Origin of the sequence: Streptomyces sp. NPDC101178 (assembly GCF_044767965.1) — a bacterium.
Classification (GTDB): domain Bacteria; phylum Actinomycetota; class Actinomycetes; order Streptomycetales; family Streptomycetaceae; genus Streptomyces.
On the sequence record NZ_JBIWOZ010000008.1, the window covers coordinates 375,116 to 400,487 of the forward strand.

The 25,372-nt window shown below is 71.8% G+C and carries 18 protein-coding genes; 4 read left to right on the forward strand and 14 right to left on the reverse strand.

The genetic code is table 11. The annotated features are described in order from the left end of the window. Positions 1-160: 160 nt before the first annotated feature. Both ACIRR8_RS24200 and ACIRR8_RS24205 read right to left on the reverse strand, forming a co-directional pair. Entirely contained in the window at positions 161-1,201 is a 1,041-nt protein-coding gene (locus ACIRR8_RS24200; RefSeq protein WP_404068368.1) for a DNA polymerase thumb domain-containing protein, read from the reverse strand. Continuing rightward, positions 1,198-4,731, reverse strand: coding sequence for a DNA polymerase III subunit alpha (locus tag ACIRR8_RS24205; protein ID WP_404068371.1), 3,534 nt, complete (start codon positions 4,729-4,731; stop codon positions 1,198-1,200). Before ACIRR8_RS24205 ends, ACIRR8_RS24200 begins: the two co-directional genes overlap by 4 nt. A gap of 181 nt (positions 4,732-4,912) precedes the next feature. On the opposite strand from ACIRR8_RS24205, the gene ACIRR8_RS24210 reads away from it, so the two are divergent. Together ACIRR8_RS24210 and ACIRR8_RS24215 are read left to right on the forward strand one after the other, a co-directional pair. Next, a complete protein-coding gene (locus ACIRR8_RS24210) occupies positions 4,913-5,965 on the forward strand; it encodes a DUF3533 domain-containing protein (protein ID WP_404068373.1) in 1,053 nt (350 codons plus the stop codon). A gap of 187 nt (positions 5,966-6,152) precedes the next feature. Beyond that, positions 6,153-6,644, forward strand: a complete 492-nt coding sequence (locus ACIRR8_RS24215) for a phospholipase (protein ID WP_404068376.1) — start codon at positions 6,153-6,155, stop codon at positions 6,642-6,644. 76 nt (positions 6,645-6,720) lie between these two features. On the opposite strand, the gene ACIRR8_RS24220 is transcribed toward ACIRR8_RS24215, so the two are convergent. Next, the gene (locus ACIRR8_RS24220; RefSeq protein WP_404068378.1) at positions 6,721-7,839 is read right to left on the reverse strand and encodes a S1 family peptidase; all 1,119 of its coding nucleotides are present in this window, start codon (positions 7,837-7,839) and stop codon (positions 6,721-6,723) included. A 330-nt stretch (positions 7,840-8,169) separates the two neighbouring features. On the opposite strand from ACIRR8_RS24220, the gene ACIRR8_RS24225 reads away from it, so the two are divergent. Next, positions 8,170-9,078 carry an alpha/beta fold hydrolase gene (locus ACIRR8_RS24225; RefSeq protein ID WP_404068380.1) on the forward strand — a complete coding sequence of 303 codons (909 nt, stop codon included), beginning with the start codon at positions 8,170-8,172 and terminating at the stop codon, positions 9,076-9,078. 27 nt (positions 9,079-9,105) lie between these two features. On the opposite strand, the gene fxsT is transcribed toward ACIRR8_RS24225, so the two are convergent. The 4 genes from fxsT to fxsA all read right to left on the reverse strand — a co-directional run bounded on the left by fxsT (position 9,106) and on the right by fxsA (position 17,148). Then, on the reverse strand, positions 9,106-13,038 hold the full coding sequence (fxsT, locus tag ACIRR8_RS24230; RefSeq protein ID WP_404068383.1) for an FxSxx-COOH system tetratricopeptide repeat protein: 3,933 nt from the start codon (positions 13,036-13,038) through the stop codon (positions 9,106-9,108). After that, positions 13,035-14,351, reverse strand: a complete 1,317-nt coding sequence (fsxC, locus tag ACIRR8_RS24235; protein ID WP_404068385.1) for an FxsC protein — start codon at positions 14,349-14,351, stop codon at positions 13,035-13,037. Before fsxC ends, fxsT begins: the two co-directional genes overlap by 4 nt. A gap of 141 nt (positions 14,352-14,492) precedes the next feature. Further along, positions 14,493-16,841, reverse strand: coding sequence for a radical SAM/SPASM protein FxsBH, inactivated beta-hydroxylase extension form (gene fxsBH, locus ACIRR8_RS24240; RefSeq protein ID WP_404068387.1), 2,349 nt, complete (start codon positions 16,839-16,841; stop codon positions 14,493-14,495). Between the two features lie 52 nt (positions 16,842-16,893). Beyond that, entirely contained in the window at positions 16,894-17,148 is a 255-nt protein-coding gene (fxsA, locus tag ACIRR8_RS24245) for an FxSxx-COOH cyclophane-containing RiPP peptide (protein ID WP_404068390.1), read from the reverse strand. Positions 17,149-17,271: 123 nt separating this feature from the next. On the opposite strand from fxsA, the gene ACIRR8_RS24250 reads away from it, so the two are divergent. Beyond that, positions 17,272-18,201, forward strand: a complete 930-nt coding sequence (locus ACIRR8_RS24250; protein ID WP_404068392.1) for a DUF4231 domain-containing protein — start codon at positions 17,272-17,274, stop codon at positions 18,199-18,201. Positions 18,202-18,244: 43 nt separating this feature from the next. Here ACIRR8_RS24250 and ACIRR8_RS24255 read toward each other — a convergent pair whose 3' ends face one another. From ACIRR8_RS24255 to ACIRR8_RS24285, 7 genes are all read right to left on the reverse strand, one after another. Then, on the reverse strand, positions 18,245-18,724 hold the full coding sequence (locus ACIRR8_RS24255) for a hypothetical protein (RefSeq protein ID WP_404068395.1): 480 nt from the start codon (positions 18,722-18,724) through the stop codon (positions 18,245-18,247). Between the two features lie 191 nt (positions 18,725-18,915). Further along, positions 18,916-19,815 (reverse strand): S1 family peptidase, encoded by a 900-nt coding sequence (locus ACIRR8_RS24260; RefSeq protein ID WP_404068397.1) that lies wholly within the window; start codon positions 19,813-19,815, stop codon positions 18,916-18,918. A 251-nt stretch (positions 19,816-20,066) separates the two neighbouring features. Next, positions 20,067-20,888, reverse strand: coding sequence for a DUF1684 domain-containing protein (locus ACIRR8_RS24265; RefSeq protein WP_404068400.1), 822 nt, complete (start codon positions 20,886-20,888; stop codon positions 20,067-20,069). A gap of 4 nt (positions 20,889-20,892) precedes the next feature. Next, a complete protein-coding gene (locus ACIRR8_RS24270) occupies positions 20,893-22,185 on the reverse strand; it encodes an NtaA/DmoA family FMN-dependent monooxygenase (protein WP_404068402.1) in 1,293 nt (430 codons plus the stop codon). A gap of 2 nt (positions 22,186-22,187) precedes the next feature. Next, positions 22,188-23,300, reverse strand: coding sequence for an LLM class flavin-dependent oxidoreductase (locus tag ACIRR8_RS24275; RefSeq protein WP_404068404.1), 1,113 nt, complete (start codon positions 23,298-23,300; stop codon positions 22,188-22,190). Between the two features lie 289 nt (positions 23,301-23,589). Then, positions 23,590-24,564, reverse strand: a complete 975-nt coding sequence (locus ACIRR8_RS24280) for an ABC transporter substrate-binding protein (protein WP_404068406.1) — start codon at positions 24,562-24,564, stop codon at positions 23,590-23,592. A gap of 48 nt (positions 24,565-24,612) precedes the next feature. After that, positions 24,613-25,365: an amino acid ABC transporter ATP-binding protein gene (locus tag ACIRR8_RS24285; RefSeq protein ID WP_404068589.1), complete on the reverse strand. Its 753-nt coding sequence runs from the start codon at positions 25,363-25,365 to the stop codon at positions 24,613-24,615. Positions 25,366-25,372: the final 7 nt, after the last annotated feature.

Here is a 25,372-nt window from a genome sequence, read left to right on the forward strand (position 1 = left end):
GCTCAAGGGAGGTGCGATGGGGGTGCGCCCTGTGGCCCGGACCACAAGCTTTGTGTGCTCATGCCAAATTACGCACGAGTAAGGTTCGGTGGGAAGTTACGCGTCGGTAAAAAATGGCGCGGCCTCACCGTAGATCGAGTACGGGCGTCAACCACGTGATTCAGGCCGCGAGTCCGGCCGGCTTCACCGCACCGGGCCCGAACCTCTCCCGCAGCCGGTCCGCCACCTCCTCGATCCGGCGCGACCGCTCGTCCGCCGGGTCGAAGGTGAGCTGGCGGGAGGCCCGGCCCGCGTCGGCCAGCCCCTCCGCGCGCAGCGCGATCCCCCGTACCCGGGCCCGCTGGAGCCCGAAGGACTCGTGGATCCGGTAGGCCAGCGCGGTGAGCGCCGCCGAGTGCGCGGTCGGCTCCCCCAGCGTCCGGCTCCGGGTCAGCGTGGCGTAGCCGGTCCGGTCCGCGTACCGCACCGAGACCGCCAGCGACCGGCACACCTGCCCCTCGCCCCGCAGCCGCGCCCCCAGCTCCTCGGTGAGCGAGAGGAGGGCGCGGCGGTGCCGCTCGGGCGACAACTCGTCGCGGGGGAAGGAGCGTTCAGCGGCGAGGGAGCGGGCGGCGGCGTTCGGGACGACCCGGGTACGGTCGATGCCCCGCGCCCGTTCCCACAGCTCACGCCCGGTGCGTACGCCGGTGATGCGCTGGAGCGTGGCCAGGGGGGCGGCGGCGATCCGGCCGACGGAGTCGAGCCCGTAACCGCACAGGGTGCGCGCCGTGGCGGCCCCGACGCCGTCCAGGGCGGCGGCCGGGAGCGGCGCCAGGAAGGCCGCCTCCTCGCCCCGGTCCACCACGAAGGTGGTCCCGGGCGCGGCCCGCCGGGCGGCCATCCGGGCCACCATGGGGTTGGCCGCCGCCCCGATCGAGCAGTCCACCCCGTGCAGGGCGAGCGCCCGGACCCGGATCACCGAGGCCAGACCCTGCGCGTCCCGGCCGAAGTAGCGCAGCGCGCCGCCCACATCGGCGAGCGCCCCGTCGGGCGGTGCGGCCTCGACGACCGGGGTGAAGGCACCGAGCAGAGCGAGCAGGCCGGTGTAGCCGGCGCTGTCGGGGGGCCCGCCGACGGTCCTGCGGAACCGCAGGTAGAGGACGCCTGCCGGATCATCGGCCAGCACGCGCTCCCCCAGGACGCCTCCTGATGCCTCCGTCATCCCGCGCTCCCCTGCGACTGGTGCCACAACTTCCTTCCGGTGGGCGGACCTTCGCCGGGTGGCTGGAGGTCGGCCCAGGGGTTCATCTCGTAACCGGTCTCCATCCGTATACGACGTCCGGGCCCGGGTTCCGCCTCCTCCGCGCCCTCCTCCCGCTGCTCCTCCGCCAGCCGGGCCGCCACCGCGTCGAGCCCTCCGGTGCGGCGCAGTTCGGCCAGTTCGGCGAGGTTCCAGGCGGCCTGGCCCACCACACTCAGGCTGCGCGCGCCGCGCCGCTGCACCACTCCGCGTACCAGCAGCAGCCAGGAGTGGAAGACGGTGTGCGCGCAGGCGGCATGGCTGTCGTCGAAGAACGCCAGGTCGGCCAGGCCGCTGCCGTCGTCGAGGGTGGTGAAGATGACCCGGCGGCCGGAGCGTATCGGCGGCGTCTGGGTGGCCACCTTGGCCCCGGCGACCAGCACGGTCTCACCGTGCCGGGCCTCGCGCAGCCGCTTGGCGGAGACCACGCCCAGCTCCTCCAGGAAGGCGTGGTGATCCCCCATCAGATGGCGGGAGACATCCATGCTCAGCACTCCGAGCTCGGCGCTCAGCCGCTCCGCCTCGTTGAGGTCGGGCAGCCCGAGCGAGCCCGTACGGTGCCCGTCGCCCAGCGGGAGCTGCCCGCCCCGGACGCCGGAACCGGCGCCGGAACCGGAGCTCCGGTGGGCGCGGTGGAGCTCGGAGAGGTGCAGCAGCAGATCGCGGCGGTTGGCGCCGAAGGCGTCCAACGCACCGACCTGCGCCAGCCGTTCGGCGACCGGGCGGCCCGGGCGGGCCCGCTGCCAGAAGTCCAGCAGCGAGGTGTACGGCTGCCCCTCCTCGATCCGGGCGGCCTCGGCCTCGCTGATGCCGTGGACGTCAAAGAGCGCGAGCCGCAGCCCCCAGGTCTCCTTACGATCCCTCTCGTCGGACACCAGTTCGATTCGATGAGCGACCGCCGACCGGTTCACATCCAGCGGCAGCACCGGCACCCCGCGCCGCCGCGCGTCCGCGAGCAGCAGCCGCTTCGGGTACATCCCGGGGTCGTGCGTGAGCAGACCGGCGTAGAAGGCGGCCGGGTGGTGCACCTTGAGCCAGGCCGACTGGTACGTCGGTACGGCGAACGCGACGGCGTGCGCCTTGCAGAAGCCGTAGCTGCCGAACGCCTCGATGATCTTCCAGGTGCGGGCGATCACCTCCTCGTCGTACCCCATGGCCGCCGCCCGCCGGGGGAACCACTCCTTGATCAGGCCCTGCGACTCGGGGTGGGAGAGTCCGCGCCGCACCCGGTCGGCCTCGCCCCGGCCGCAGCCGGTCATGATGGCGACGATCTCGATGATCTGTTCGTGGAAGACGACCACGCCGTAGGTGCCGCGCAGGGGTTCCTCCAGGTCAGGGTGGGGGTAGCGGACCGGCGCGCGGCCGTGCCGGGCCTCGATGAACGGCCGCACCATGTCGGCGGCGACCGGCCCGGGCCGGAACAGCGAGATGTCGACGACCAGGTCGTGGAAGGTGGCGGGCTGGAGCCTGGAGACCAGGTCGCGCTGGCCGGGCGACTCGATCTGGAAGCAGCCCAGCGTCTCGGCGGTGCGGATCAGCCGGTACGTCTCCGGGTCGCCCGGCGGTACGGCGTCCAGGTCCACCTCCGTGCCCGAGGCGCGTTTCACCTCGGCGACGGCGTGCGCCATCGCCGACTGCATCCGTACGCCCAGCACATCGAGTTTGAGCAGCCCGAGGTCCTCCACGTCCTCCTTGTCGAACTGGGACATCGGGAAGCCCTCGCCGCTGGTGGGCATGGTCGGCGTACGGTGCAGCAGCCCGGCGTCCGAGAGCAGCACCCCGCACGGGTGCATGGCGACCCCGCGCGGCAGCGCGTCCAGCCCCTCCACCAGCTCCCAGAACCGGCCGTACCGGTCCTGGTTACGCGCGACCTCCTTCAACTCGGGCAGTTCCTCCATCGCGGCGCGCGCGTCGCGGGCCCGGATGTGCGGGAACGCCTTGGCGAGCCGGTCCGTCTCGGCCGGGTCCATGGAGAGCGCGGCCCCGACGTCCCGGATGGCGTGGCGCACCCGGTAGGTCTCGGGCATGGCGACGGTCGCGACGCGTTCAGGCCCGAAGCGTTCGATGATCCGGCGGTAGACGTCGAGCCGGCGGGCCGATTCGACGTCGATGTCGATGTCGGGCAGGACGAAGCGGCGCTTGGACAGGAAGCGCTCCATGAGCAGTCCGTGCTCCACCGGGTCGGCGTGGGCGATGCCGAGGAGGTGGTTGACCAGGGAGCCCGCGCCGGAGCCGCGCGCGGTGACCCGGATGCCCATCTCCCTTACGTCGTCCACGACCTGAGCCACCGTCAGGAAGTACGAGGCGAAGCCGTGGTGGGCGATGATGTCCAGTTCCCCGTGCATCCGGTCCCAGTACGCGCGGTCGCGGTCGTGGCCGAGCCGCACCATTCCGGCGGCGGCCCGGGAGGTGAGCACCCGGTGTGCGGTACGGCGGCCGGCGCCGACCAGGTGCGGCTCGGGGAAGTGGATGGAGCCCATCCCGATGTCGGCGGCGGGGTCGACGCGGCAGGCGTCGGCGGCGTCCCGGGTCTCCGCCAGCAGCCGGGCCGCGGCGCCCGGCCCGAGACCGGCGGCGGAGGCGATCCGCTCGGCGGTCTCCCGCATCGCGCCCTCGCCCTTGAGCCAGCGCTCACCGCTGTCCAGGGGCGAGCGGCGCGGGTCGAGAGGGACGAGCCGGCGGGCGGAGTCGAGCACGTCGGCGATGGGGCCCTGGCCCGGGTCGGCGTACCGGACGGCGTTGGTCAGCACCGCCCGTACACCCTGGTCGGCGGCGAAGCCGAGGGTACGGGCGGCCAGCCGCAGCGATCCGGCCCCGGCGCCCGGGCGGCCGTGGTCGACGGCTTCGAGGCGCAGGTCGTCGCCGTACATCTCCCGCCAGGGCGCGAGCAGCGCGGCGGCCCGGTCGGGTCGGCCCGCGGCGAGCGCCCGGCCCACCTCGGAGGCGGGCCCGAGCAGCACGGTCAGCCCGTCGGCGGGCAGCGCTTCCCGGCCGACCAGGGGCGGCCCTGTGACGTCGGGCGGCCCGGACCCGTCGAGCGGATCGGCGGAACCCCGCGCATGGGCGGCGGTGACGAGCCGGCACAGCTCGGCCCAGCCGCGTGCGCCGTCCCGGGCGAGGAAGGTGGCACGAGGTGCGGATTCATCGACAAAGGAACCGCCGCGCGCGGGAGTGCGCGGACGCACAGCGCGCCGGCCGACCCCCTCCCCGTACGACCCGTACGACCCGTACGAGGCCACGGCGAGGTCCACCCCGAAGAGCGGCCGCACCTCGCGGTCCCCCGCCCGGCACGCCTTGGCGAACCGGACCGCCCCCGCAAGGGTGTCGCGGTCGGTCAGCGCGAGAGCGCGCATCCCCCGCTCGGCGGCCCGCTCGGCAAGCCGCTCGGGGTGCGAGGCCCCGTAGCGCAGGGAGAACCCCGAGACGGTATGGAGATGCGTGAAACCGGACATGCGCACCTCCTGAACCGCTCCGACCGTTCCGTCACTCACCACCCCCTGCTCTCCACCATAGACCAGCTTCGAACATTCGTACGATATCCAGCGCGCGGAGCACCACGCACCCCCGCCCGCCCCTGAGCCATTCGGCCCCACCCCACCTGCGCGGACACCGTCCCGCCCGGACGGTGGGGGCATGACTTTCGTCGACGAGGTGAAGAACGCCGTCACTCCGCGGGCCGCCCTGCTCGTCATCGGCGTACTCGGGTTGCAGCTGCTGTTCATCGCGTCCTACGTCGGCGCGCTGCACAAGCCGAAGCCGACCGATGTGGCCTTCGGAGTGGTGGCCCCGCAGCAGGTGTCCCAGCAGCTCGTCCCCCAGCTCGACGGGCTGCCCGGCGGGCCGCTGGATCCCCGGGCGGTGAGCAGCGAGGCCGAGGCGCGGGAGCAGATCATGAACCGGGAGATCGACGGGGCCCTGATCGTCTCGCCCCAGGGCCGCACCGACACCCTGCTGGTCGCCTCCGGTGGCGGGACCGTGCTGTCCAGCGCTCTGGAGCGGATCCTGACCCAGGTCGAGGCGGGCCAGCAGCGGACCGTACGGACCGTGGACGTGGCGCCGGCCTCCGCCGACGACTTCGACGGGCTCTCGTCCTTCTACCTGGTGGTCGGCTGGTGCGTCGGCGGCTACCTCTGCGCGTCGATCCTGGCGATCAGCGCCGGCACCAAGCCCGCCAACCGGCAGCGCGCGCTGATCCGGACGGCGGTGATGGCGGTGTACGCGGTCGCCGGCGGCATCGGTGGCGCGGTCATCATCGGGCCGATCCTCGGTGCGCTGCCGGGCAGCGTCTGGGGCCTGGCCGGTCTCGGCGCCCTGGTCGTCTTCTCGGTCGGGATGACCACGCTGGCCCTGGAGGCCCTCACCGGCATCGTCGGGATCGGCCTGGCCGTCCTGATCATCGTCGTCGCGGGCAACCCGAGCGCGGGCGGCGCCTTCCCGCTGCCGATGCTCCCGGACTTCTGGCGCGCGATCGGTCCGGCCCTGCCGCCGGGCGCGGGCACCTGGGTGGCCCGCTCGATCGCCTACTTCCGGGGCAACGCGGTCACCGGGCCGCTGCTGGTGCTCTCCGCGTGGGCGGTCGCCGGGACGGCGCTGACCCTGCTGCTGTCGATGCGGCGGCGGGGCGGGCCGGATGGCGGGAGCGTGGAGGCGGCGTCGTCACCGTCCGGCGGGTCGACGGCCGTCTGAAATCTCCGCCGTCCGTTCACGGGGCCGCCTCTCCGGCGGCCCCGTCCGACGTTCCGCCCAATTCCTGATGTCAGGTCGGTTCAACGGCTATGCATGACAGGTTCATGACGACATTCTGGAGCCTCCTCGTCCACCCGACGAGGAGCACGGCCAGGACCACTCCTTCCCACCCCCACGGAGATCGCTCATGCGTCGTCGATTCACGGCTCCGCTCGCCGCCGTCGCCCTGTCGCTCCCGCTCACCCTGATCAGCGCCGCCCCCTCCTCGGCCGCCCCCGCCGACAAGCCCCAGGTGCTCAGCTCCTGGACCCAGACGAGCGCCTCCAGCCACAACGCCTGGAACGCCGCCCGCAACAACCAGGGCGCCTGGTCCGCGTACGGCTTCGACTGGTCCACGGACTACTGCAGCAGTTCCCCCGACAACCCCTTCGGCTTCCCCTTCCAGACTTCCTGCGCCCGCCACGACTTCGGCTACCGGAACTACAAGGCCGCCGGTACGTTCTCCGCCAACAAGGCCCGTATCGACTCCGCCTTCTACGAGGACCTCAAGCGCGTGTGCGCCGCCTACTCCGGCGCGAAGCGGACCTCCTGCAACAGCACCGCCTGGACCTACTACCAGGCCGTACGCGCCTTCGGCATCGCGCCGGCCAAGGCGGACTCCACCGGCCCGGCCGCCTGAGCGCAGGCACGGGAGAGGCCCCCGGCTCGCGCCGGAGGCCTCTCCTTGATGCCGTGCCGTTCCGTGCGGTGTCACGTCAGCCGATCTCGGCCCCGTAGGCGGCGAGCGCCTCAGGGACCGGCTGGAAGAACGTCGTACCGCCCGAGGAGCAGTCGCCGCTGCCGCCCGAGGTCAGGCCCAGCGCGGTGTCGCCGGCGAAGAGGGCGCCGCCGCTGTCGCCCGGTTCTGCGCAGACCGTCGTCTGGATGAGGCCGTTGACGATGTCGCCGTTGCCGTAGTTGACCGTGGCGTCCAGCGCGGTGACCTCACCGTCGTGCAGCTGGGTGGTGGAGCCGCTGCGGGTGACCTGCTGGCCGACCGTCGCGTCGCCCGCCTGGGTGATCGCCTGGGTGGAGCCGTTGTAGAGGTTGACCTCGCTCGGGTGCGCGGTGTCCGAGGTGTACTTGACCAGGCCGTAGTCGTTCTCCGGGAAGCTGGAGCCCTCGGTCGCCCCGATCTCCCCGCCGCCCTGGGTCTCCGACCAGCTGGTGACCGACTCGGTGCAGTGGCCGGCGGTCAGGAAGTACGGCTCGCCGTCCTTGACCACGTTGAAGCCGAGCGAGCAGCGGGAGCCGGAGCCGTAGATCGCGTCGCCGCCCGCGATCAGCGGCTTGAACTCGCCCGCAGCCTTGTTGAGTTCGGCCTTGCCGCCGAGCCCCTCGACCACGGCCGAGAGCTTCTTCCAGGCCGCACCGTCGACCGTGCTGTCGGCGGTGACGAGGACCTTGTTGCTCACCGGGTCGACGGCCCAGGAGGTGCCCGGGATCGTCGCCTTGTCGGTGAGGGTCTGCCGGGCCGACTTCAGCTCGGCGAGGGAGTGCTCCACGACCCTGGCCTGGCCACCCGCCTGGCGGACCTGCTCGGCGGCGGCCTCGTCGACGACGTTCACGACGAGGGCCTTCGTCGTGCTGTCGTAGTAGGAGCCGGCCGCGTCCGCGCCCAGGTCCCGGTCGAGCGTGGTGGCGAGCTTTCCGGCCGCCTCCGCGTTGAGCGTCTTGACCGTGAACTGAGGCACCTCGTCACTGGCGTTCGCACTCTGGAACGTGAAACCCGCTACGACCAGGGCGACGACGGCCGATCCGGCCACCGTCGCACGCTTCCTGGATATGCGTCGATGCTTCAACTTCGACCTCCTGTGGGGCCGCGTACGGAGCATGTGGGGTGCTCGTACACGGAGGATGGGGCGCCCACTATTCCTAGGGGGTCCGGTAGCACACAAGGCCGACTTCCAGACGTGCACACGACACCGACGCTTCACCCGCGCGATGTTCACTTACCGCGGGTCATGCCATGTCGGTTCCGTTTGCGAACACTCGGTGCAACGATCGGCCGCCCCTGGGTGAGGACTAGTCCTGTCCTGATTTCACCCCTGCGAGGGTCTGATCGACCGTCGACAAGGAACCGACGGGGAGTGCCGGTCGCCGACCTGATGGGTCATCATCGAAAAGCCGGCAGACGCCGGGGGGACCGAGCTGGGGAGGCGCGGGTGCGCAATCGGGTGCGCGCGGCGGACGGGCGGCATCTGATGGTGGAGCGGCTGGGCGACCCCCGGGGCAGACCGGTGTTCCTGCTCCACGGGACGCCGGGCAGCCGGCTCGGGCCCGCTCCTCGCGGCATGGTCCTCTATCAGCGCCGTACGCAGCTGATCACCTACGACCGGCCGGGATACGGCGGCAGCGACCGGCAGGCGGGCCGCCGGGTCGGCGATGTCGTCGAGGACGTCCGGGCGATCGCCGACTCGCTGGGGCTGGAGCGGTTCGCCGTGGTCGGCCGTTCCGGCGGGGCCCCGCACGCGCTGGCCTGCGCGGCGCTGCTGCCCGAGCGGGTGACCCGTACCGCCGCTCTGGTCACGCTGGCGCCGTGGGGTGCGGCCGGTCTCGACTGGTTCGACGGGATGGCCGCGTCCAACGTGCTCGCGTACTCCACGGCCGCCGCCGACCCGGACTCCCTCGCGGCGTCCTTCATCGTCCGCTCGGCGCAGATCCGGCAGGACCCGGCCCGGCTCCTGGACGATCTGCGCCGGGAGCTGACCGACTCCGACCGGATGGTGGTCAACGACGCGGGCATCCGGTCCATGCTGCTGCGCAACTACAGCGAGGGGCTGCGGACTTCGGCGTACGGCTGGATCGACGACGCGATCGCGTTCTGCAGCCCTTGGGGGTTCGAACCGGCCCACATCACCGGCCGGGTGCTGCTCTGGCACGGGGTGAAGGACGTGTTCTCGCCGGTGGGCCACTCCCGCTGGCTCGCCGGGCAGATCCCGGGCGCCACCGCCGTACTGGAACCGGCGGCGGCGCACTTCGACGCGCTCTCCGTCCTCCCGCGCATCCTCAACTGGCTGCTGGACGAACGGGAGGACCCGGGCGAGCCGCTGCCCGCCACGGCGACGGGGTGACCGGACGCGCTGCCGGAAGGACCGGCCTCACACCGCCAGCGGCTCCAGCTCCCGCCGGAAGCGGCGCTCGTCCCGGGCGATCTGGGTCAGCGGGTGCTCGTCGCCGAGCTGCCGGGACAGCTCGCCCAGCAGCTCGGCCCGCACCTGCGCCGCCTCCTCCCCGCGCCCCATCGCGTCCAGCGTGACCGCCATGTTGGAGATCATCGCCAGGGTCTCGGGATGGTGGGCCCCCAGCGCCTGGCGCAGTTGCACCGCCAGCCGCTGCTCCGTCTCCAGCACCAGCGGAAGGTCGCCGCGGTCCGCCGTGGCGTTGGCCAGGTTCATGACGCAGAAGAGCGTGTTCGGGTGCTCCCGGCCGAACCGCTCCCGCATCGAGGCCACCACCAGCGTCAGGATCTGCTCCGACCGCTCCGCCTCCCCGGTCCCCGAGAGGTAGACGCCCAGGTTGTTCTGGGCCGCCAGGGTGTACGGGTGCTTCTCCCCCGGCACCTTCATGTACTGGTCCACCACCTCCTGCGCGGCGTCCCGGGCCTGGACCGCGTCCCCGGCGGCGAACAGGTCGGCCGCCAGGTTGAGGTCGCAGGCCAGCGAATCGGGGTTGGCGGAGGTGTACTTGGCCCGGTACCGGGCGCGGGTGGCGACCGTCAGCCGGTGGGCGTCCTCCAGCCGCCCGGCCCGCCGCAGCGACACCGCCAGGCTCTTGGCCGCGCTCAGCGTCGTCGGGTAGGTGCGGCCGAGCGTCTCCTTGAAGCTCTCGTACGTACGGCTGAGGAGGCCGACGGAGTCCTCGTACCGGCCGACCTCGCGCAGGTCGCGGGCGAGGTTCATGGCGGAGGAGAGGGAGTACGGGTGCTTCGCGCCGAGCACCTCGGTGCGCCGGTCGTAGACGTCCTGGTCGATCTCGCGGGCCCGCGCGTACTGGCCGATGCTCCGCAGGTTCAGCGCCAGGTTGTTGGCGGCCGCCAGGGTCCTGGGGTGCGCGTCGTGGAAGATCTGGCCGAAGCCCTCGTGGGCCTCGGTGGCCAGCTCGATCGCCCGCCCGTAGTCGCCGAGCAGCCCGAGGTCGATCGCCAGGCTGCTGGTGGTCATGTACGTGTGCGGGTGCTCGGCGCCGAGCACCTCCCGCTGCCGGAGCAGCGTGAACTCGTCGAGCTCCTTGGCCTCCACGTAACGCCCGCGTGTGCGCAGGATGTTGGAGAGGTGGAAGCAGAGGTAGAGGTACTGCAGGTCCCGCTCGCCCAGCGTCTCCCGCCAGACCTCCCGCAGCTCCTCCCCGAGCGATTCCGCGGTCCTGATGTCACCGCGCTTCCACAGGTAGCGGACCCGGTCGATCAGCAGCCTGCGGGTCTCCGGCTCCTTGCAGTTGCGGGCGTCGGAGGGGCCGAGGTGCGGCCAGATCGTGGCGAAGCGCGGCCAGGTCTCCGGGTTGTCGATCGGCTCGTCGTCGTCGGGCCGGGCGCCGGCCAGGATGCGGTGGACGACGTGGCGCGCCTCGCGCTGCTCCTCCTCGTTGAGCTGGGCCTTGATGACCGCCTGGACGAGGCGGTGGACCTGGATGGAGTTGGAGACCTGGTCGACCTTGGCCAGCGCGAACCGGCCGATCTCCCGGATGACCCGGCCGAGCACCAGCTTCTCCTGGAGCGAGGAGTCGTACGGCTTCAGCGCCTCGATCATCTCCTTGCTGTAGAGGAGGTTGGCGGAGATCGGCTCGGGGGCGAAGAAGGCGCAGAGCTGGAGGAGGCGGACCGCCGCGGGCGAGCGGTCCTTGAGCCGGGCGATGGAGATGTTCCAGGTCGCGGCGACCGGTTCCGGGTAGCCGGCGGGCTGGTTGAGGGCGAGGACCTGCGGCGCCTGGCGGGCGAGCTGTTCGAGATAGGTGTCGATAGGGGTGGCGGTCTCGGCGATCCAGGCCGCCGCCTGCTCGACGGCGAGCGGCAGGTCGCCGACGGCGGTGGCCACCTGGTCGGCGTCCTCGTCGCTGAGCCCCGGGGCCCGGCGCTGGAGGTGCTCGACCGACTCCTCCCGCAGGAAGACGTCGACGGGCAGCGCGTCCCCGTGCTGGGACCAGCTCTGGTTGCGGGAGGTGACCAGGATGTGGCCGGAGCCGCCCTGCGGGAAGTAGCGGCGCAGCGTCTCGGGGTCGTCGGCGTTGTCGAAGACCAGCAGCCAGCGCTCCGACGGCACTCCGCGCCGCAGCAGGTCGACGGCCTCCTGCGAGGCGGCCGCCATGTCCTCGCCGCCCTGGGCGCCGAGCCGGACGGCGAGTTCGGCCAGCGAGGCGACCACGTCGTCGCCCTGCTCGGACGATATCCACCAGACCAGGTCGTAGTCGGCCATGAAGCGGTGCACGTACTCCAGGGCGACCTGCGTCTTGCCGACGCCGCCGAGTCCGTACAGCGTCTGCGGCTGCGGCAGGACCACGGCCATCCCGCCGCCGAGCTGGTCGCGCATCCGCTCCAGGACGAGGGAGCGTCCGGTGAAGCCGGGGTTGCGGGGCGGTACGTTCCAGATCCTGGGGACGGTGCCGGGGAAGCGCGGTCCGGGTGAGACGCCGTCGGCCGGCTGCACCGGACGGTCCAGGGCGCGCATCAGGGCGGCGGTGGCGTGCACCTCGTCCAGCCGGAAGAGGTCGACCGGGTTGCGGTCGATGTACGGAGCGGAGAGGCGTACGTCCCCGACGCGCAGCGGCAGCAGCTGGCGCCGGCCGCCGCCCGGGTCCTCGGCGACGGCCCGCTCCCAGAGGTCTACCGCGCGCTGCGACTTGAGGTAGGCGCTGGAGAGCAGCACCACGGTGCGGGCGGCGTTCTCGGCGGTCGGCGCCGGACGTGGCGCGGGCTGTTCGGCGGAGACGTCGCGCGGGACGACCCGGAAGCCGGCCCGGGTGAGGACCGATTCGATCCAGTCGGCCCACATCCGGTTCTCCGCCACATAGCTGAGGAAGAGGTCGGCGGGCAGGGCGGGGCGGCGGCGGGTGAAGGCGTCGCGGATCCGCAGGCGTACCTCTTCGCCGACCGGCGGCATGGAGGTGATCTCGCGGTCGGTGATGACGGCGGTGAGCCGTTCGAAGGCGGAGAGGAGGGAGTTGGTGAGCCCGGCCTCGTCGCCGAAGGTGGCCAGCGTCTCCTCGTACGCGTAGTACGGGCGGTAGGGGATCTCCACCGCGCCCCAGTAGGCGGTGAGTTCGTCGCCGGACAGGTCGCGGGGCAGCCGGTCGAACTTGAGCCGGGCCAGCGCCCGCCCTGCGTCCGCCTTCTCCTTCTCGCCCTCGTCGATGCGCATCGGGACCGGGAAGATGGAGATGGGGCGGCCGGTGTAGCGCTCGGCGATCTGGCGGGCCACGGAGGCGGCGCCGTCGATGGACTGGTCGCTGAGGGTGAAGCAGTCGACCAGGGCGTCCGGGAGGTGGACGGTGCAGATGTCGGCGATGTCGCTGAGGCCGGTCCGGCTGTCGATGAGGACGTAGTCGTAGTTGGCCTTCATGTCCTCGCGCAGCGCGTCGAAGAAGTGGCCGCCGCCGAGCCGGTCGTAGAAGTTGTCCCAGTCGAAGGTGGAGACGGTGGCGCTGTACTCGCGGTTCTGCCGTCCGGCGGAGACGAAGTCCAGCGTGCCGCCCTGCGGGAACTCCCAGCCGAGCGCCTCCGGGGTCAGCGAGACGGCGTGCGGCTGGATGCGGGCGTAGTCGCGGTGCCAGTCCTCTGCGCGCTGGGCGGGGCTGGTCGCGGCCCAGGCGTACTCGGTGATCAGGTCGATCACGCCGGTGGTGGCGCCGAGGGTGGCGGGGTCGAGGAAGGGGTGGAAGAACCGGTGGAGGCCGGGCGCCTCCAGGTCCCAGTCGACGGCCAGCACCCGCTTGCCGTTGGCGGCGAGGATCCAGGCGGTGTTGGCCAGGGCCATGGTGCGCCCCGTGCCGCCCTTGTACGAGTAGAAGGTGACGATGCGCCCGTCACGACCGGCACTCATAGGTCCTCCGCTTCCGTCGCAGGGTCGTGCGGGTCGGCTGTGTAGCTGGTGTTGCCCATGGGGCCCGTGAGTCGGGTCCGTTCGCCGTGTCCTCCGCCGGTCACCGGCGGATAGGCCGTGGCGTGCCGCAGATACTGCTGGGCGGCCACCTCGACGACCTGCGGCAGGATCTGGCCGAACGCCTCCATGGTCGGCACTCCACGGGCCGCGGCGCGGCAGAAGGCCCGTCCGTGGCGCATCTTGGCCGGCATGGTCGCTTCGAGCTTCTCGGTCAGTTCGGCCTCCGCGGCCCGGCTCTGGTGGTCCTCGCGGCTCCACGGCACGACCATGGTCACCCAGGGCCGGTCCTCCGCGTCGAAGGCGGCGAGCCTGCGGCGGCGGTCCTCGTCCTGGAGCGCCCAGCGGTCGACGAGGAGGATCTCGGGCGTGGTGGGTGGTGACTTCCCCTCGGGCCGGCCCGACTCCTCGTCGAACGAGGTGATCTGCGCCTGGTAGTTGAGCGAGCGCACCAGTTCCTCGGCGACATAGGCCAGCGGGCGGGCGGCGGCCGGGTGGTAGGGGTTCCAGTCCTGCGGGTGGTCGCCGTAGTAGTCGCCGATGCGCCCGTCGGGCAGGTCGTGGCGGGTAGGCGCGGCGATGGTGATCCGCATCGGCCGGGGAGCGCCGACCCCGCTGCTCGGGGAGCCGAAGGCGCTGGGTGCGAGGCGGTAGTCGACGGGTCTGCCGGTGTCGATGCGGACGGTGTCGGCGACCCGGACGATGCGCTTGGCCAGTTCGTAGACGGCCCGTTCGTACTCCTGGGCGAAGAGTCTGAGCTTGATCAGGCCGTAGAGGCCGTCGGTGACGTACCGGTCGCCGAAATCGCGGTGGTTGAACTGTAACCGCTCGGCGGAGCCCGGCAGTTGGCTCGGCGGCACCGGCACCCACAGGGCCGGGACGATCGCCTCGGCGGGCTGGTTGGAGCGGGCCCGGTGGTGGATGGCCCGCTGCTCGAAGGCGTGCCACTCCTTGCCGCACATCTCGCTGGCGAAGTAGCGCGGCGAGAACAGCGGGACGAAGACCCGGCAGGTGGCGAGCGTTTCGCCGAGCCGCTCCGACCAGCCCTCGCCGGAGCGTATCTCGCGGTCCATGAAGCCGGGGGACGCGCCGGCGGGCAGATCCGTCATGGCCAGCACATGGCCGCAGAGATCACGGAAAAGGCGCTCGACCCACATATCGGGGTCCGTTCCGCTGCCGTGGCCCGGCGTGTGGGCGTAACTCAGAAAGAAGTACGGCCGATGGTCCGCCGCTCGCTGCTGCGTCGATGCGTACACACGACCCCCGTCCTGTGTGAGCACTCGCACCCGAGGAGTAGGAAAGGAATGCGAGCGAATTCATCATTCCGGAGCGGACTCCGCTCCACCCCCCTGCCGTTCGGTCATTGAACGCTAATTTTCAGTCAACCGATCCCGTATTCACCGCACTGCGGCGGACTCCGTAGCGGTCTTGCGACCGTTCCTCCCGGATGTCCCGTGTGTACCGTTGATCTCTTTACGCATCGCGGCGAGCAATTGTTTTCCGTCGACGGTCGTTTCGGCCGCCTCTTCGATCAGGTCGAGCGCTTGCGGGACCCCGGCGAGGAACTGAGGTGCGAAGAGACCGAGCCCGACCCGTTCGTACGTTTCCGACAGCAGCCGGGAGAACGGAACGGGTTCTTCCCCCTCCTCCTGCCAGGGCATCCGATGATCCCAGGAACCGTCCGAGGCGTACAGGTCCGCGGCCTCGGCCAGCGCCCGCAGTTTCGCCCGCCGGAACCCGCGCAGCAGCGCCATCGCCAGGGCCTGGGCATCACCGGCGGCCGCGATGCCGAGCGCCCCGTACCCATGGCGCCCGGCCTGGACCGGCGGGCCGCCGGCGAGCGGCGTGAAGGTGGTGAGGGGCGTGAAGACGGCGAGCGGCGTGAAGGTGGTGAGCACGGCCGCCGCCTCGGCCGCCTGCTCCGGAACGGTCTCCGCCAGCAGCTCCCAGGCGGCAGCGAGAGAGGCGGACCAGGCGTCGGCGGCCTGCGGGGAGAGGCGCTCGGCGGCGGGCGTGTCGAAGCAGGAGCGGTACGGATCGAGATCGTCCAGTACGGGTACGGGAACCGGTCCGTCGGCCACACGTACGGGACCGGCCACCGCGAGACGGCGTACCGGCGACCACCGCGAGCTCTCCCCGGCTCCGCGCGCGATGTGCAGCACCGCGACGCCTTCGGCACGGACGGCGAACCCCTCCCTCTCGGCCCGCACCACCGCCGTGCCCGTCTCCCCCGCCCCGCCGATCCGGACCTCGCCGAGCGTCGGCAGGAAGAGGCGGCCGTCGCGGTGGACCACCGGGACGGCCAGGTCGAGCCCGGCGTGTACGGCGGCGGCGGCCACCGTGGCGGCGAGCCGCTCCACCGGAGGACCGTGCACCGGCCGGCCGGCCCGTACCGCCTCCAGCGCGTCGAGCAGCCAGGTGCGGGTGTAGGGGTGGGCGAGGACCAGGTCCAGGCCCTCCTGCCCGGCCGGGTCCGCCTCCAGCTCGGCGGCGAGCGCCCACGCCGACTCCCAGACCTCCCCGCCGCTGCCGCCGAGGCCGTCGTGGAGGGCGGCGAGCAGGGTGCGGGTCAGATCCTGCTGGGCGGCGAGCAGTTCGTACGGGTCGCGGACGGCGGACGACTCGGTGGCGGCGGCCGTGCGGTCCTCGATGCCCCGGATCAGCGCGGCCAGGTCGGCGCAGTAGACGGACGGGTTGTCGAAGCCGCCTCCCGTGCGATAGCGGTGGGTGTAGAGGCCGCCGCCGCACGAGCGTACGACGGGGCAGCGGCGGCAGGTCTCGCTGACCCCGGCCAGGCCGAGCTGGCGGGCCCGGACGCCGGGATGGGCCGCGACCTCGTCGAAGCTGTGGGTGAAGACGTCGAACCCGGTGGCCGCGGCGCCTTCGTAGGCGCTCTTGAGGGAGTCGACCTGCTCCAGCTGGCCGTCGGTCTCGACGACGACCAGGTCCGTGGGCGCGAGCCCGAGGGACTCGGTGAGGCTGGGGCCGCCGCTCAGGGTGGAGAGCACCGAGGAGAAGAGGCGGACAGGCACCGGCCTGCCCTGCTCCTGCCAGCGGTCGAAGATCGTGAGAAGCCACTCGGCGTACGCGGTGGGGGATCCGCCGGGGCGCGGCGGGGGCTCGTCCCAGGTGGCGTGCGGAAGGAGGAAGTCGATGAGCGGCGGTTCGAGTCCGGTGAGCGCGTCGAGGACCGCGACCGGGTCGTTGGCGATGTCGACCGTGCAGAGGAGGCCGAGGTCGAGATGGCGGTAGCGGTCCTGCCGGAGCAGCTCCACGGCCTTGAGGACCAGCGGGTGGCTGCTGCGTCCGTCGGCGTAGCGGCGGTGGCGGTCGTTGGCGGCGCGGTCGCCGTCGAGGGAGATGCCCACCTTGACGTCGAACTCGTCGAAGAGGTCGAGGTAACGGGGGCTCAGCTGGAGGCCGTTGGTGTGGATCCGCAGATCCAGTTCGGCGATGCCCGCGAGGGCCGAGGTGAACTCCTCGCAGACGCGGCGCAGTCGGGCCGGTCCGGCGAGCAGGGGCTCCCCTCCGTGCAGGATCACTGTCACGGAGGGCAGGGCGTGGGTCCTGGCGTGTTCGGCCAGGCGTCGAGCCGTCCGGGAAACGACATGGTCAGAGATTGCCTTGGGGCGGGTTCGCCAGCTCTGATCAGCATGTTCGTAGACATAACAATGGTCACAGGCCAGATCGCATCTGCTGTGAACCTTCAGAACGATTTCGCGGAAGGGGACCGCGGGTCCTGTCATTCCCTCAGTCTAGTGCAGCGTTCCGCACCGGAATCCGACCGTGCGGAACGACTCAGAGAGCCGAGTTGAAGGTGGAGATCCGGGAGGTACGGCCGTCGGCCGTGGGGATCACTCGCGCAAGTTTCCGAGCGGCGGAGCCACCGGAAAGGTCGATCTCGGCGAGCGGCACACGGCTCTTCTTCGCGTCAGCGAAGAGAGGGGGTGATGCGTAGGTCTTCACGGCCGTCCTAGGGGGCTCGTTCCGGTCAGGGGGACAACACCAGCAGGTGCACCATTGCAGTGCCCGGCGGCACGACTTTACTCTCATGACCTAGGTGTGCAACTCGTGTCGCACCCTCGTAAGCCGAGTGACATACGGGACTGCTCCAAATGGTTCGGAATCTTTCATTCCGACAACGGAGCCCCGACTACATGGGATACGGGAGTGAACATGACGGCGATTCCCGGACCTCTTCAGAGCATGGTCTTCAGGAACGCCGACCTGCCCGCGCTCTTCCACCGTACGGACGCGATCGCCGTGGCCCGGCAGCGCGAGGCCGTGAACACCACCCGCGTCCAGCTGGCGCTGCTGGTGGCCGGCTCGGTGCCCGCGGCGCTCCCGTGGCACGCCGACGACGGTCTCGCCGTCCAACTGCTCTACGGGGCAGCGGTGTCGGCGTATCTGGGTGTCCTGTTCACGACCTACCTCGGCTCCCGGCGGAAAGCAAAGTCGCACTGGCAACTCAACCGCTCCGCAGCGGAGTTCATCAAGTCCCTCTGCTGGCGCTACGCGGTCCACGGCTCGCCCTTCGAGAGTGCGACCCACCACCCCGAGGCGCTCTTCGCCAACCGGCTGGAGGACGGGCTCCAGGAGCTGAGGAAGGTGGGCTGGGCCGATCCGCGCGAGGAGATGACGGACGCCGACGGGGCGGTCATCACGGAATCCATGCGGGAGTTACGGGACAAGGCCTTCACCGTACGCAAGGAGACGTATGTACGGGACCGGTTGATCGAGCAGCGGCGGTGGTACCGCAGACGGCGGCTGGTCTCCCGGCGCGGCGCGCTCGTCTGGTCCGGGGCGATCGTGGCGCTGACGCTGCCGGCGCTGGGGCTGAGCGTGGCGCAGCTCTTCGGGGCGGGGCGCTCGCTCGGGCTGACCGGGGTGCTCTCGGCGGCGGGCGCGGCCTGTCTCGCCTGGAACGAGCTGCGCCGCCACCATCCGCTGATCTCCGCGCACTCCTTGGTGGAGGACGACCTGGAGTCGATGCAGGCGGCGATGGAGACCACGCTCACCGAGCGGCAGTGGCCGGTGGCGGTCTTCGAGACCGAGCGGATCGTCTCGCCGGAGCACACGGACTGGCTGGTGCGGCACCGCACCTGACCGGCCGCCGGCGGTACCGGCACGCACGGCACCGGAACCGTGGTCAGCCCCGCTCCACGCCCTCCCGCCAGATGACGGTGACCGGGCGGCCCAGCGTACGGGCGTAGTCGACGATGTCGCCGGTGCCGCCGAGGCCCCGGGCCGGGCGGCCGTCCCAGACGGCGAGCAGCAGGTCGCAGTGGTCGGCGATGTAGGCGCCGGCCGCGTAGTACGCCTCGTCGGTGGAGTGCGGGAAGCCGAGCCGGACCTCCTGTGCGGCGCGGGACTTGAGGAGGCGGTAGCGGTCCAGGTCGGCGCTGGACTCGAAGCAGGCCTCGTAGTCGCCGCTGGGGATGACCACCGTCAGCTCGGCGCCGCAGTCGAGTGCGAGGCCGGCGAAGAGCTGGTCCGCGCCGACCGCCAGGCTGGAGAGCGCCTCGGTGGCGCCGTCGAGTCCGCACAGGGCCGCGCGCAGACCGGCGAGGACGTGGGTCCGGGCCCCGTCGGGGATGGAGCGGTGACCGGTGATGCCGATGCGATTCACGGACCTGGGACCCCCTGGTGTCGGCGCTTCGCGTGCGACCGGTCGTCGCGACATCCTCTCAAGAGCCGGGGGGCGCGCGGGAGCCCCCGTCCGGAATTCCGGACGGGGGCTCGTATGTACGGACAGCGCCGGGCGTGTCCGGTGCGCGGGCCGGGGAACCCGTGCGCCGGTGGGGATACCCGGTGCGCCCGTCAGTAGACGCTGACGCCGTAGGCGTTCAGGGCCTCGACGACCGGCTGGAAGAAGGTCGTGCCGCCGGAGGAGCAGTTGCCGCTGCCGCCGGAGGTGAGACCGATCGCCCGGGTGCCGGAGTAGAGCGGGCCGCCGGAGTCACCGGGCTCGGCGCACACGTTGGTGCGGATCATGCCGGTCACGATGTCGCCGCCGCCGTAGTTGACGGTGGCGTTGAGACCGGTGACCGATCCGCTGCGGGTGCCGGTGGTGGAGCCGCGGCGGGTGACGGCCATCCCGACGGTGGCGTTGGCGGCGCTGGTGATGTCCTGGCCGCCGACCGTGCCGTCCTTGGGGATGGTGGTGTTCGTGTAGCGCACGATGCCGTAGTCGTTGCCCGGGAAGCTGGAGCCGGCGGTCGTGCCGAGCACGGTGGTGCGGGCGGAGTTGGCCCACCAGGTGGTCGAACCGTTGGTGCAGTGACCGGCGGTCAGGAAGTAGTAGGTGGAGCCGCTGCGGACGTTGAAGCCCAGCGAGCAGCGTCCGGTGTTGGAGTAGATCGCGTCGCCGCCCGAGATCAGCTTGTTGAACGTGCCGGGCGTGCGCTCGATCGTGAGGGCGGAGGCGTTGGCGCCCGCGGCCTTCTTGATCTGGGAGATCTCCGCCTTGGTGACCGTGCTGTCGACGGTGACGACGAGGCGGTTGGTCTTCGGGTCGATGTTCCAGGCGGTGCCCGCGATGTCGGCGCCGAGCACGGCGTCGCTCGCGGTGGACAGCTGGGTGGCGCTGAACGTACCGGTGGGTTCGGCGCTGGCGGTGGGGACGGTGAACGCCGCGACGGCGGCGAGTCCGGCGAGGACGGCCGTGGTACGGACGCGTCTCGCCTGGTTGTGGCGGGGGTTGGTGCGCTTGATCCTCACTTCGGGTTCCTCCGAGGGGAATCGGGGGCCCTCCTGTGGGGTGGCGGGCCCGTGAGGCGCAGTCGGGGGCCTGTCCGGATTCCGGAGTTGCCGTGCCCCTGACAATCGCTGACGGGAGTATCGAGGCGCCCGGACGGGAGACGCAAGCATGCCTTTCGGCCACCCACGTCCCACCCGCAACCCGGCCCCCGGCAGCGCTCGGGCTGCCGGGGGCCGGGAGGGTCGCACGGGGCCCCGGAGGGCCGTGCGGCTCAGGCGTCCAGGCGGTTCCGCTCCCCCGCCGGGACCTCCACGGTGAGGGTGTTGCCCGGGGGCGGGAAGGGGCAGATGAAGTGATCGGCGAAGGCGCACGGCGGCAGCAGTGCGCGGTTGAAGTCGACGTGCACGCTGCCGTCGGCGGCGGGCGGACCGGGGCGCAGGAAGCGGAAGCGGTAGCTGCCGTTCTGGCTGGTGGCGTCGGCGAAGACGGCCCACAGCGAGCCGTCCGGCTCGACCGCCACCTGGAGCGTGTGCTCGTCCCCGGCCACCGTGAAGGCGATCTCCCCGCCGAGCCCGAGCCCCCGCTCGACCCCGTCGGCGTTGGGCACCCGTACGGCCCGCTCCTCACCGTACGGACGGAAGGTCCCCGGCAGCGCCCAGTCCGGGTCGTAGGGGGTGGCGTCGATGGTCGAGAAGGCGTGCCGCGACGGTGAATCCGGGTCGAAGTCCCGTACCGCCCATAGCCCTTCGCGGCGGAGCACCACCAGCCGCCGGACCCCCTGCGCCACCCGGGAGTCGTCGATGGGGCCGCGGTCGGCGGAGAGGCGGACCTCGCCGGTCAGCGGCTTGCCGTCGACAACGATGCCGTCCTCGGCGGTGGCGGTCAGCACCACCTCGTCACCGTCCTCGCGCCACTGGCCCGGGACGGCCGGAATTCGACCGTCCGGGTGGTCGGAGAGCCAGTGGGTTCCGGTCAGGGAGAGAGGGCCGTAGGGGGCGGCGACCGCGAGGACGCGCTCCTCGTGCCACCGCTGCCACTCCTCGGCGGCGTCCGGGCCTCCGGCCTGCTGGTGCTGCTGTGCGTCCGTGCTCATGCGATCAACCTTTCCACACCGGCTCCGCGAGGCCGAGGTGCGACCGCAGCGTGGAGCCGGAGTATTCGGAGCGGAATGCTCCGCTCTCCTGGAGGAGCGGGACGACCCGGTCGACGAAGTCGTCCAGGCCGCCCGGGGTGAGATGCGGTACGAGGATGAAGCCGTCGGCCGCCCGCTCGTCGACGAACGCGGTCAACTCCGCCGCGACCGTCCGCGGCGAGCCGATGAACGACTGCCGGGTGGTCGTCTCGATGACCGTCTGCCGCAGGGAGAGCCCCTTGGCCTCGGAGATCGCGCGCCACCGGGCGACGACGCCGACCGGGTCACCGTGCAGGACCCGCCCCTTGACCAGGCCCGAGTCGAGGACCGGGTCGACCTCGGGGAGCGGGCCGTCGGGATCGTACGCGGAGAGGTCGCGGCCCCAGAGCTGCTCGGCGGCGAGGATCGCGTTCTGCGGCGAGACCTGTTGGCGCCGGATCTCGTACGCGCGCTCCTGCGCCTCGGCGTCGGTGTCGCCGATCACCACGGTGACCCCTGGCATGATCTTGAGGTCGTCGGGCTCACGTCCGTACGCGGCGAGCCGGGCCTTGACGTCGGCGTAGAAGTCGCGGCCCGCCTCCAGGGTGCCGTGCCGGGTGAAGATGATGTCGGCGGCCGACGCGGCGAACTCCCGGCCCTCGCCGGAATCCCCGGCCTGGATCACCACCGGGTGGCCCTGCGGGGAGCGGGGCACGGTGAACTCACCGGAGATCGTGAACTGTTCGCCCTCGTGCGCGAAGGGCCGCGACTCGCCGCCCGGCGTCCAGGAGTCCCACAACTCGCGGGCGGTGGCGACGAACTCGGCGGCCCGGGTGTAGCGGTCGGCCCGGTCCAGATAGCCGCCCCGGCGGAAGTTCTCCCCGGTGAAGGCGTCGGAGGAGGTCACCACGTTCCAGGCGGCGCGTCCCGCACTGAGGTGGTCGAGGGTGGCGAGACGGCGGGCCAGCTCGTAGGGCTCGTTGAAGGTGGCGTTCACCGTGGCGGCGAGGCCGAGCCGATCCGTGACGGCGGCCAGCGCGTTGAGCACGGTCAGCGACTCCGGGCGGCCGACCACGTCCAGGTCGTGGACGCGGCCGTTGTGCTCGCGCAGCCGCAGCCCCTCGGCGAGGAAGAAGAAGTCGAACTTGCCGCGCTCCGCCGTCCTGGCCAGATGGACGAAGGACGAGAAGTCGATCTGACTGCGGGAGCGCGGGTCGGCCCACACGGTGGTGGCGTTGACGCCCGGGAAGTGCGCGGCCAGATGCATGGTGCGAGCCATGGTCAGGCCTCCTTCGACGAGGCCGGCGAGACCGAGGCGGCTGACGAGGCCGAGGCGGCTTCAGAGCGCGCGTAGCGGCTGGCGGGCCGGGCGAGGCCCAGGTGTTCGCGCAGGGTTCCGCCGGGGTGAAAGGTGCGGAAGAGGCTGCGGTGCTGGAGGAGGGCCACGGTGCCGTTGACGATCCTTTCGAGGTCGCGCTCGGGGGTGATGGGCGTGAGGTGGAAGCCGTCGGCCGCGCCGGAGCGGTGCCACTGGGCGACCAGGTCGGCGAGGTCGACCGGGCCGCCCCGGAAGTAGGTTCCGCGTGCGGCGAGTCGGGGGCCGCTCTCCAGTCCGGGTTCGGGAGCGCTCTCGACGTCGCCGAGGTCGACGGTGAGCGCGACGAGGACCCGCAGCGTGTCGGGATCCCGCCCGTGGGCGGCCGCCCTGGCGCGTAGCTCGTCCCGGAGCGCTGCCGCCTGCTCGGGGGTGGTGGCCCGGATGTGGACGACGTCCGCGTGCCGGGCCGCCGCCTCCTTCGCGGGCGCGCCGACGGCGTCGATGACGGTGACGGGGCGGCCCTGCGGCGGGCGCGGCACGATGGCGGGGCCCTTCACCGTGAAGGTGGCGCCCGTGAAGTCGACGTAGTGCAGCTTGTCCCGGTCGATGAAGCGTCCGGTCGCGGTGTCCCGGATCTCCGCGTCGTCCTCCCAGCTGTCCCAGAGCCGGGCGGAGACGTCGGCCACCTCGCCTGCCTCCTGCCAGAGCGCGGCGGGCGGTGCGGCGGAGCGGCGGCCGAAGAGCCGGGCCTCCGCCTCGGTGGTGGACACCTCCACGTGCCAGCCGGCCCGGCCGTTGCTGACCCAGTCCAGGGAGGCGACGGCCGAGGAGACGTGGAAGGGCTCGGTGTGGGTGGTGGTGACGGTCGGGACGAGGCCGATGCGGTCGGTGGCGGGCGCGACGCGGGCGAGGACCGCCAGCGCGTCGAGGCCGGGCCGGGCGAAGGAGTCGCCGAGGGTGACGTAGTCGAGGGCGCCGTCCTCGGCGAGCGTGGCGAGGCGGAGGTAGTGGCCGGCGTCGTAGTGCGGCGGGCCGCCGATCTCGGCGGCCAGGTGGAGGGGTGTACGGGCGGACATGGCGGGACCTCTCGGGTCGACGGGTGGGGCGGGGGCCTCGCGCCGGAGGTGTCCTGCCGGTCGGGCCGGGGCAGCGGGCCCGGACCGGACCGGCAGGAGACCTCCGGTGGTCATCGGCGGTGCGAGGGCGCTCCGGTCGGACCGGAGACACCCCTGAGACCCCTGAGCGGAAGACCGGCCGGGTCTCGCGGGACCGGCCGGACGGTGCCGGTCCCGCGAGACCTCGGCGGGCGCCTCGTCGGTCGGGGCCGGGTCCACGGCACCGGCCGACAAGGCGCCGCCAGGCGGGTCAGCTCTTGGTCTTGGGCAGGCCGGGCGGGTTGATCTCGGACTTCTCCACGGCCTCGCCGGTCAGGCCCCAGCGCTCCAGGACCTTGCCGTACGAGCCGTCCTCGATGATGTGGTCGATCGCTGCGGCGTACGCCTTGACCAGGCCGCTGTCCTTCTTGGTGGTCGCGGCGATCTTGCCCTGGAGGCCGCCGCCGGCGCCGGAGATCTGTCCGGCGATCTCGCTCTGGCCGGCCGTCGCCACGTGGAAGGCGGCGGACGGGCTCGGGCCGAGGTGGGCGTCGATGCGGCCCGACTGGAGCGGCAGGTAGTAGTCGTTCTCCTTCTGGAAGTACTTGATCTCCACGGGCTTCCGCCCGGCCTTGACGTTCTCCTCGCTCCACTCGACGAGGATCTTCTCCTGGTTGGTGCCGGAGGAGACCGAGATCGTCTTGCCGGCGACGTCGGCCGGGCCGTTCACCTTCCAGCCGGATCCCTTCTTCGCCTCGAAGGCGAGGTTGTCGAGCCGATAGGTGGCGAAGTCGTACTTCTCCTTGCGCTCCTCGGTCACGGTGACGTTGGAGAGGACCGCGTCGAACTTGGAGCTGTCCAGGCCGACGAAGAGGTTCTCCCAGGAGACCTGCTCGAACTCCGGCTTCAGGCCGAGGGTGTCGACGACCAGGGTGGCGATGTCGATCTCGGAGCCGATCCGGGTCTTGTCGTCGGTGGCGTAGAAGCCGAGCGGCGGCACGGCGTCCGCGCTGGCCCCGACCTTCAGCGTGCCGCGCTTGCGGATCTCCTCGGGGACGAGGCCGGCGATGGCGTCGACCTTCTTGCCTCTGAGGCGGTCCTGGTCGGGACTGGTGTTGATCCCGGTGTCCTTCTTGTCCTTGGACGCGGCCACGTCGGTGGAGGCGTCGGAGTTGCCGCAGGCGGTGAGCAGTCCGGTGGCGGTGAGGGTGGCGATGGCGAGGGTGATGCTGCGGCGGACGGACACGTACGTACTCCTTGTGGATGGTGCGGAGGAAAGGGACATGAAGGCGGTTCAGAGAACCTTCGAGAGGAACGCCCGGGTGCGTTCCTGGGTGGGGTGGTCCAGAACGTCGGAGGGCGGGCCCTGTTCGACGATCCGGCCCTCGTCCATGAAGACGACGGTGTCGGCGACCTCACGGGCGAAGCCGATCTCATGGGTGACGACGATCATCGTGGTGCCGCCGTGCGCCAAGTCCTTGATGACGTCCAGGACTTCACCGACGAGCTCCGGGTCCAGCGCGGACGTCGGCTCGTCGAAGAGCAGCAGCCTCGGCTCCAGCGCCAGGGCGCGGGCGATGGCGACGCGCTGCTGCTGGCCGCCGGAGAGCTGCGCCGGATAGGCGGCGGCCTTGTCGGCGAGGCCGACCCGGGCGAGCAGCTTCTCCGCCGCCGCGACGGCCTCCTTGCGGGGCCGGCGCAGGGCGGAGACGGGCGCCTCGATGATGTTCTCCACCACGGTGAGGTGGGGGAAGAGGTTGAAGTTCTGGAAGACGAACCCGATCTTGGTGCGCTGGCGCAGCACCTCGCGCTCGCGGAGTTCGTAGAGCTTGTTGCCGTCCCTGCGGTAGCCGACGAGGGTGCCGTCGACGCTGATCCAGCCCTGGTCGACCTTCTCCAGGTGGTTGATGGTGCGCAGGAGTGTGGACTTGCCGGAGCCGGAGGGGCCGAGGATCACGGTGACCTCGCCGGGCCGCACCGACAGGTCGACGCCGCGCAGCACCTCCAGCGAGCCGAAGTTCTTGTGTACGGAGCGGATCTCGACCATGGCTTCG